The following is a 7730-nucleotide window of genomic DNA, read 5'->3' as shown; positions in this document are numbered from 1 at the left end:
CCCGGTGAATCAGAGCAGGTCGATGAAGATCTTGTTCACGTCGATGTCGTCGATGACGTTGATGTCGTCGACGACATCGACGAGGTTGTTCTTGAAGACGAGGTTGTCGCTGATGGTGTTGTCGTTGAGGAAGTCCTCCAGGGTGACCTCAAGCAGGTCCAGCTCGTTGCCGGAGAGCACGTGATTGTTGCTGAGGACGTCCCCGAAGGTGATCACCGAGTCGATCGGGATGTCGATCGGGACCTGGACGGTGGTGTTGATGGTGCAGGTCACGACGTTGACCAGGCCCAGCGGGTCGGAGTTGACACAGGAGGCGTCGGGAACGGTGGTGGTGGCCTGCGCGGCGGTGGCGCCGCCGATGAGCAGGGATGCCGCCACGCCGACCATTGCCGCCATCGATGCCAGCTTGTTGCGCACGAGAACCTCGTATTCTTGGGGTTTCGGGGAGTTTTTCCGCCGCCCACTCGGGGGTGGCTCGACATATGTAAGCCGATCCCTTTTCCCTTGGCAAGACACCCACTCAGACCATCGAGAGCAAAACATCCCATGATCACGCCGAACGGATCGCCGATGTCGTTTCCGGAGGGCACAAACGTGGCATTCGGGTGATCCTGAAATGGGGCACGCGATCGCGTCGCATTCGGACAGAGAAGGCGGAATGCCACAGCTCGTACACCCTACGCCGGAAACGTTACATGGTGAACGCCTATCACTGTCCTCGGGTTTGAGACCGGTGGACCTCCTTGGTGGCCACTCTGCGTCACCATGGCCGATGAGCCCCGGGGGACGGCTGACAAACGGGTGGTTCGCCACGAACAACGTCCGCAGTGGGAAAGTCCGACCCCTCGTACACCTGAACGGAGCAGGGGGAAGCCCGAGGACGGGTGCGGTGGGCCCGGCGCGCTCGCACCCCGCTGACACCGGCCTCGAGTTTGTCCAGACCCGCCGCCGGGTAGGTCGGTCGCATGAGTACCGATGGTGAACGCCCCGAATCGCTCAGCCAGCAGGAGAGCCTCGACGAGGACAACCTGCGGCTCGACCCGCTGGAGGAGGGCATCGAGCCGCCCGAGCGCTGGGCGGAGGCCAACCGGTTCGGCACCACGGCGCGCGAGCAGCGCGAGGGCGAGGACCTCGACCACCGGCTCGCCGCCGAGGAGCCGGACGTGTCCGCCTCCGCCACCCGCCCCGGCGCGGACACCCCGCTGTCGCGCCTGGACGAGCGCATCGACGAGCGCGCCTACGACGGCGACGGCCTGGAGGGCGTCGACCGGGTCATCGGCGACGACGAACTGGTCCCGCCCGAGGTCGCCGACCCGGTGCTGGCCAGGGCGTCGAGCCGCGGTCAGCTCGACGACGAGGCGGGCGGCTCGGTCGCGGCGTCGCTGCGCGAGGAGTCCGACGTCCCCTACGACGACGGCGACCGCAGCCCGGACGCGCCGGTGCGGGGTGAGCTGCGGTGACCCGCTTCGGCTACACCCTGATGACCGAGCAGGCCGGACCGCGCGACCTGGTCCGGCACGCGGCGGCCGCGGAGGCCGCCGGGTTCGACTTCGAGGTCTCCAGCGACCACTTCTCCCCGTGGCTGACCGCCCAGGGGCACGCCCCGAACGCGTGGGTGACCCTGGGGGCGGTCAGCCAGGTCACCGAGGCGGTCGAGCTGATGACCTACGTGACCTGTCCGACGATGCGCTACCACCCGACCGTGGTGGCGCAGCAGGCGGCCACGCTGGGCCTGTTGTCCGACAACCGGTTCACCCTCGGCCTCGGCGCGGGTGAGAACCTCAACGAGCACGTCGTGGGCCGCGGCTGGCCGCCCGCCAACGAGCGGCACGAGATGCTCACCGAGGCGGTCGACATCATCTCGGCGCTGTTCTCCGGCGAGTACGTCAACACCGTCGGCAGGCACTTCCGGGTCGACTCGGCGAAGCTGTGGGACCTGCCCGAGCACCGGGTGCCGCTGGCGGTCGCGGTGTCCGGGCAGCAGTCGGTGTCGCGGTTCGCCCCGATGGCCGACCACCTGATCGCCGTCGAGCCGGACGCCGAGCTGTGCTCCATGTGGGACGCCGCCTCCGGGCGGCCCGCGGCGGAGGTGCGCAAGATCGGGCAGATCCCGATCTGCTGGGACCCCGACCGCGACGCCGCCGTGGCCCGCGCGCACGAGCAGTTCCGCTGGTTCGCGGGCGGGTGGAAGGTCAACGCCGAGCTGCCCGGCCCGGCCGGGTTCGCCGGGGCGACGCAGTTCGTGCGCGAGTCGGACGTGGCCGAGAGCATCCCGTGCGGCCCGGACGTCGAACCGATCGTCAAGGCGGTCTCGGCGTTCTGGGAAGCCGGTTTCACCGATGTGGCGCTCGTGCAGATCGGCGGGGAGCACCAGGACGGCTTCTTCCCGTTCGCGGAGGCCGAGCTGCTGCCCGCGCTGCGTGAAGCGTCCGCCTGAGAGTCGAGGGGTTCCCGTGTCCGACAAGGATTCCGACCAGAAGAACGACGGCGCGAAGAAGGACGAGGAACCGAGCCTGCTCGACCGCAGCACGGCCGAGCTGGACGAGTACGCCGAGTCCTCCACCCGGGAGCCCACCCCGGTGGTGGGCAAGACCGCTCGCGCCGAGGACGCCGACGAGGAGCAGGTCCCCGAGCGCGACGGGTCCGAGCCACCGGACTGATCGGGTCCGGCAAACACCGGAAGCGGCCCCTCTCACCCTGGGTGAGAGGGGCCGCTTCCGGTGGTGCGGGGAGGAATCAGTTGTCGAGGTTCTTGCCGGTGACCCGGCGGAAGCTCTTGGCACCGGCGCGGTCCACCGCCGCCTTGACCACCCCGAAGATGGCGCCGTGCAGCAGCGCGGCGATCAGCACCTCCTGGGTGGAGTGGTCCGGTGAAGTGGCCTCGGGGGCCTCGTCGTCCCCGGTCGCACCGCGCCAGAGGCGCTTGAACAGCGCACCGGCCAGGACACCGCCGAGCACGCTGATGAGCATGCTGAGCGGGCGGAAGAGCAGCTTCACCCGGTCACCTCCCCCGGTTGCGCAGGATCAGCGCGATCACCGCGGCCAGCGCGGCGGCGAGGACCGCGAACGGCACCGGGTTGCGCTTGGCGGTGACGACGACCTGGTCGGCCTTGGCCTTGGCGGTCAGCGCCTGCCCGGCCAGCAGGTCCTTCGTCTGCGCGGTGGGGTCCTGGCCCTTGTCGGCGAGGGTGCCCGCCGTGGCCCGGGTGCCCGAGCCGCGCACCTTCGCGGCAGCGGCCTCCGTGGCCTCGACGGCCGCGTCCTTGGCGTCGACGGCCTTCTCCGCGACCTTCTCCTTGGCCTCGGCGGCCTTGGCGACCACGGTGTCCTTGGCGTGGCCGACCTTCTCCCTGGCCTCCTGCGCCTTGGCCGCGACGGTCGCCTTGACTTCCGCCTTGACCTCCTCGGCCTTCTCGCCCACCCGGCGCTTCACGTCCGTCTTGGCGACCAGGGCGTCCACGGTCTCGGCGAGTTCTTCCCTGGCCTGCTCGATGTCGGCGGCGAGGGCCTTCTTGTCGTCGGGGTCCACGCTCATCGGTGCGCACTCTCCTTCACGGCTTCGACGTCCCGGCGGGTGCTGTCGATGGCCTGCTCCGGGATCGGCGGCGTGGCGTGCTTGACCTTCTTCACCGCGACCATCCCGAGCACCGCGGCGACCGCGAACAGCACCCCGGCCACGATGAGCGCGGCGGCCCAGGTGGGCAGGACCAGTGCGAGCGCGGCGATGGCCGTGATCATCAACGCCGCCACCCCGAACCAGGCGAGCACCCCGGCGGAGCCGCCGAGCGCGGCGCCGACCCCGGCCTGCTTGCCCTTGTCCTTGAGTTCGACCTTGGCCAGTGACAGTTCGTCGCGCACGAGCCGTGACACCTGTTCGCTGAGTCTGCTGACCAGCTCCCCGGTGGACAGCTCGCGCGCGTCCAATGTGCGGTTCGGCTCGTTCATGCCCCTGGCGTACCCCGAATCGGCGTCTTCATACCACCGGGCGTGTTCGGTGTGAACCCCGGTGCGCGGGGTAGTCCGATCGCATGACCGCCACTCCTCCCGACCCCGACCCGGAGCGCACCCCCGGCGTCTCCGCGGACCTCCAGCCCGGCGAGACCCCGCCCGACTCGGGCAGCACCACCGACGGCCTGTCCGAACCGCAGCGCTATCCCAGCCGGACCATCCCGATCGTCACCCTGGTGTTCGTGGCGGTGGTGGTGCTGTGCGTCGTCGGCTTCACCATCGTGTCGCTGCTGGGCATCGTCAAGATCTTCTGACCCGGCAGGCCGCGGTGGGCCGTTCGGGCGGGCATTCCCCGCGCGGGGGAGCCTCGCTGCGGAAATCTCACTTTCCGTGAACGGCAGAGCGCCGCCGACCGGACCCGGGGTGGGGGTTGGTCCGGTCGGCGGCTCAGGTCGCCCCGCCGACCGGAGGGGACGCGCTTCCCCTGGAGTTGGGGGGAACTCCGTGCGGGGAGGGTCCGCGCTGCCCGGTCGGGGGGCGACACCCATCTCAACGCTCGACCCCCCTCCGGCGTTCCCGATCGGCCGTGGTCCTGCTCACTCTCCGCGACAACGGACAAAGGCCGCCCTGCCCGCCCTCCCGGCAGGCGGTACCGTCGCCCCCATGATCGGACTGCCCGACGGGGTTACGGCCTGCCTCTTCGACCTCGACGGGGTGCTGACCAGCACCGCGGCCCTGCACCAGGAGGCGTGGCGCACGACGTTCGACGCGTTCCTGGCCACCCGCACCGACGGGAACCGCTCGCCGTTCACCCCCCGGGACTACGCCGCGTACGTCGACGGCAGGCCCCGCGCCGACGGGGTGCGCACCTTCCTGGAGTCGCGCGGCATTCACCTGGACGAGGGAACCCCGGACGACCCGCCGGACGCCGACACCGTGCACGGCGTCGGCAACCGCAAGAACGTCGACCTGATGCGGATCATCGACGAACGCGGTGTGCAGCCCTACCCGGCGTCCGTGCGCTACCTGGAGGCCGCGCGCGACGCCGGGCTCAAGATCGCCGTGGTGACCTCGTCGGCGAACGGCGAGCACGTGCTCGACGTGGCGGGCCTGACCCCGTTCGTGCAGGCCCGGGTCGACGGGATCACCATCGGCGAGGAGAACCTGCGCGGCAAGCCCGCCCCGGACTCGTTCCTGGAGGGCGCCAAGCGGCTCGGGGTCACCCCGGCGCAGGCGGCGGTGTTCGAGGACGCCCTCTCCGGTGTGCGGGCCGGGCGGGACGGGGAGTTCGCCTACGTGGTCGGGGTCAACCGCGCCGACCAGGCCGACGAGCTGCGCGCCGAGGGCGCCGACGTGGTCGTCGACGAGCTCGACGAGCTGCTGGAGGGCAAGTGAGCGGCTTCGTCGTCGAGCCGTGGCGGCTGCGCTGGGAGACCATCGACGTCGACCAGCTCCACCGCACCGAGTCGGCCTTCGCGCTGGCCAACGGCCACCTGGGGATGCGCGGCTCGCTGGACGAGGGTGAGCCGGTCGGGCTGCCGGGCACCTACCTCAACGGGTTCTACGAGGAGCACTCGCTGCCCTACGCCGAGGCGGGCTACGGCTACCCCGAGGCCGGGCAGACGGTCGTGAACGTGACCGACGGCAAGATCATGCGGCTGCTGGTCGAGGACGAGCCGCTGGACATGCGCTACGGCAAGGCGCACACCCACCACCGCACCCTGGACTTCCGCACCGGCGTGCTCACCAGGGAAACCGAGTGGGAGTCGCCGACCGGGCGGCGGGTGCTGGTGAAGACCCGGCGGCTGGTGTCGTTCACCCAGCGGGCGGTGGCGGCGATCCGCTACGAGGTGACCCCGCTGGACGACACCACGCAGCTCGTGGTGCAGTCGGACCTGCTGGCCAACGAGCCGATCGTGTCCGAGTCGCGCGACCCCCGGGTGGCGCTGGCGCTGAAGTCGCCGCTGGCCGGGGAGTTCCACTGGTCGGAGGGGCGGCGCGCGGTGCTGGTGCACCGCACCAAGGAGTCCGGGCTGCGGATGGCCGCGGCGATGGACCACGAGATCGACGCCAACGACGGCCTGCGCACCGAGATCAGCTGCGAGGACGACCTGGCCCGGCTGACCATCGCCGCCGACATCGCGGCCGGGGAAACCCTGTCGGTGACCAAGTACCTGGCCTACGGCTGGTCCGGTCAGCGCTCGGCCCCCGCGCTGCGCGCGCAGGCGGAGGCGGCGCTCGCGGGCGCGCGGCAGACCGGCTGGGAGGGGCTGCTGGCCGAGCAGAAGGCGTTCCTCGACGACTTCTGGGAGGCCGCCGACGTCGAGATCGACGGCGACCCGGCCCTGCAGCAGGCCCTGCGGCTGGCGCTGTTCCACATCGCGCAGGCGGGGGCGCGCGGGGAGAGCCGGGCCATCCCGGGCAAGGGCCTCACCGGCCCCGGCTACGACGGGCACGCGTTCTGGGACACCGAGACCTTCGTCCTGCCGGTCCTGACCTACACCATGCCCGACGCCGCCCGCGACGCACTGCGCTGGCGGCACAGCACCATCGAGGCCGCCAAGGACCGCGCCGAGGTGCTGGGCAAGAACGGCGCGGCGTTCCCCTGGCGGTCGATCAACGGCGCGGAGTGCTCGGCGTACTGGCCCGCGGGCACCGCCGCCTTCCACGTCTCCGCCGACATCGCCGACGCCACCGCCCGCTACCTGGCCGCCACCGGCGACGAGGACTTCGACCGGGAGTACGCCACCGAGCTGCTGGTGGAGACGGCCCGGCTGTGGGCCTCGCTGGGCCACGACGACCCGCACGACGGCTTCCGCATCGACGGGGTCACCGGCCCGGACGAGTACACCGCGGTGGTGGACAACAACGTCTACACCAACCTGATGGCGCAGAAGAACCTGCGCGAGGCGCTGGCCGCGTGCGAGCGCAACCCCGAGGTCGCCGAGGCCCTGGGGGTCACCGACGCGGAGAAGTCGGTCTGGGCCGACGCCGCCGACCGGATGCACGTGCCCTACGACGAACTCCTGGGGGTGCACCCGCAGGCGGAGGCGTTCACCCAGCACGAGGAGTGGGACTTCGAGAACACCCCGGCGGACGGCTACCCGCTGCTGCTGAACTACCCGTACTTCGAGCTCTACCGCAAGCAGGTCGTCAAGCAGGCCGACCTGGTCTTGGCCCTGCACCTGCGCGGCGACGCCTTCACCCCCGAGGAGAAGGCCCGCGACTTCGCCTACTACGAGGCCCGCACCGTCCGCGACTCGTCGCTGTCGGCGGGCACGCAGGCGGTCATCGCCGCCGAGTGCGGCCACCTGGACCTGGCCTACGACTACCTCGCCGAAGCCGCCCTGACCGACCTCGACGACCTGCACGGCAACGTCAAGAACGGCCTGCACATGGCGTCCCTGGCGGGCGCCTGGCAGGCGGTCGTCGCGGGCCTGGGCGGCATGCGCGACCACGGCGGCGAACTGACCTTCGCCCCCCGCCTGCCGCGCGGCCTGCACCGGGTGTCGTTCCGCATGTCCTTCCGGGGAACCCGCCTGCGCGTCGAGGTCACCCACGACAACGCCACCTACCACCTGGTCTCGGGCGACCCGATCACCACCACCCACCACGGCGAACCGGTCGAGATCGGCTCCTCCCCCGTCACCCTGGGCATCCCACCCGCCCCGGACAACCCCACCCCGAAGCAGCCCCACGGCCGCGAGCCCCGCCGAGGCGCCCGCCGCCCCGGCGAATCCTCGTAGCAGTCAGCACAGACCGGCCACCCGACCCGCACAAGG

10 protein-coding genes are annotated in these 7730 nt (G+C 71.1%); 6 read left to right on the top strand and 4 right to left on the bottom strand.

Annotated elements, in window-relative coordinates:
- Positions 1-9: 9 nt before the first annotated feature.
- Complete coding sequence (locus L6E12_RS31655; protein ID WP_236231590.1) at positions 10-396, bottom strand: hypothetical protein; 387 nt, start codon at positions 394-396, stop codon at positions 10-12.
- 569 nt (positions 397-965) lie between these two features.
- Here L6E12_RS31655 and L6E12_RS31650 point away from each other — a divergent pair.
- From L6E12_RS31650 to L6E12_RS31640, 3 genes are read left to right on the top strand one after another with little or no spacing between them, the layout of a single operon-like run.
- Positions 966-1460: a hypothetical protein gene (locus tag L6E12_RS31650; RefSeq protein ID WP_236231589.1), complete on the top strand. Its 495-nt coding sequence runs from the start codon at positions 966-968 to the stop codon at positions 1458-1460.
- Positions 1457-2437: a TIGR03557 family F420-dependent LLM class oxidoreductase gene (locus L6E12_RS31645; RefSeq protein ID WP_308075392.1), complete on the top strand. Its 981-nt coding sequence runs from the start codon at positions 1457-1459 to the stop codon at positions 2435-2437. Before L6E12_RS31650 ends, L6E12_RS31645 begins: the two co-directional genes overlap by 4 nt.
- A 16-nt stretch (positions 2438-2453) precedes the next feature.
- Positions 2454-2660 carry a hypothetical protein gene (locus L6E12_RS31640; protein ID WP_236231588.1) on the top strand — a complete coding sequence of 69 codons (207 nt, stop codon included), beginning with the start codon at positions 2454-2456 and terminating at the stop codon, positions 2658-2660.
- A 76-nt stretch (positions 2661-2736) separates the two neighbouring features.
- Here L6E12_RS31640 and L6E12_RS31635 read toward each other — a convergent pair whose 3' ends face one another.
- Genes L6E12_RS31635 through L6E12_RS31625 form a run of 3 tightly spaced genes read right to left on the bottom strand, consistent with a single transcriptional unit; the run spans position 2737 to position 3945 of the window.
- Entirely contained in the window at positions 2737-2997 is a 261-nt protein-coding gene (locus L6E12_RS31635) for a DUF4235 domain-containing protein (protein ID WP_236231587.1), read from the bottom strand.
- Positions 2998-3001: 4 nt separating this feature from the next.
- Entirely contained in the window at positions 3002-3535 is a 534-nt protein-coding gene (locus L6E12_RS31630) for a DUF3618 domain-containing protein (RefSeq protein ID WP_236231586.1), read from the bottom strand.
- Positions 3532-3945: a phage holin family protein gene (locus tag L6E12_RS31625; protein ID WP_035278713.1), complete on the bottom strand. Its 414-nt coding sequence runs from the start codon at positions 3943-3945 to the stop codon at positions 3532-3534. The genes L6E12_RS31630 and L6E12_RS31625 overlap by 4 nt, the downstream gene beginning before the upstream one ends.
- Positions 3946-4028: 83 nt before the next feature.
- Here L6E12_RS31625 and L6E12_RS31620 point away from each other — a divergent pair, with 83 nt between their 5' ends.
- From L6E12_RS31620 to L6E12_RS31610, 3 genes are all read left to right on the top strand, one after another.
- On the top strand, positions 4029-4262 hold the full coding sequence (locus L6E12_RS31620) for a DUF6480 family protein (protein ID WP_236231585.1): 234 nt from the start codon (positions 4029-4031) through the stop codon (positions 4260-4262).
- 349 nt (positions 4263-4611) lie between these two features.
- Positions 4612-5343: an HAD family phosphatase gene (locus L6E12_RS31615; RefSeq protein ID WP_236231584.1), complete on the top strand. Its 732-nt coding sequence runs from the start codon at positions 4612-4614 to the stop codon at positions 5341-5343.
- Positions 5340-7694, top strand: a complete 2355-nt coding sequence (locus L6E12_RS31610; RefSeq protein ID WP_236231583.1) for a glycoside hydrolase family 65 protein — start codon at positions 5340-5342, stop codon at positions 7692-7694. Before L6E12_RS31615 ends, L6E12_RS31610 begins: the two co-directional genes overlap by 4 nt.
- The last annotated feature ends 36 nt before the right edge of the window (positions 7695-7730 follow it).

Source organism: Actinokineospora sp. PR83, from assembly GCF_021056305.1.
GTDB lineage: Bacteria > Actinomycetota > Actinomycetes > Mycobacteriales > Pseudonocardiaceae > Actinokineospora > Actinokineospora spheciospongiae.
The sequence above is the reverse complement of the archived record's forward strand: the minus strand, read 5'-3'. Positions and strand labels throughout refer to the sequence as shown.

Coding starts and splice junctions, on each gene's coding strand:
- L6E12_RS31655 (WP_236231590.1), bottom strand. CDS start 396: ATGGCGGCAATGGTCGGCGTGGCGGCATCCCTGCTCATCGGCGGCGCC.
- L6E12_RS31650 (WP_236231589.1), top strand. CDS start 966: ATGAGTACCGATGGTGAACGCCCCGAATCGCTCAGCCAGCAGGAGAGC.
- L6E12_RS31630 (WP_236231586.1), bottom strand. CDS start 3,535: ATGAGCGTGGACCCCGACGACAAGAAGGCCCTCGCCGCCGACATCGAG.
- L6E12_RS31625 (WP_035278713.1), bottom strand. CDS start 3,945: ATGAACGAGCCGAACCGCACATTGGACGCGCGCGAGCTGTCCACCGGG.
- L6E12_RS31620 (WP_236231585.1), top strand. CDS start 4,029: ATGACCGCCACTCCTCCCGACCCCGACCCGGAGCGCACCCCCGGCGTC.
- L6E12_RS31615 (WP_236231584.1), top strand. CDS start 4,612: ATGATCGGACTGCCCGACGGGGTTACGGCCTGCCTCTTCGACCTCGAC.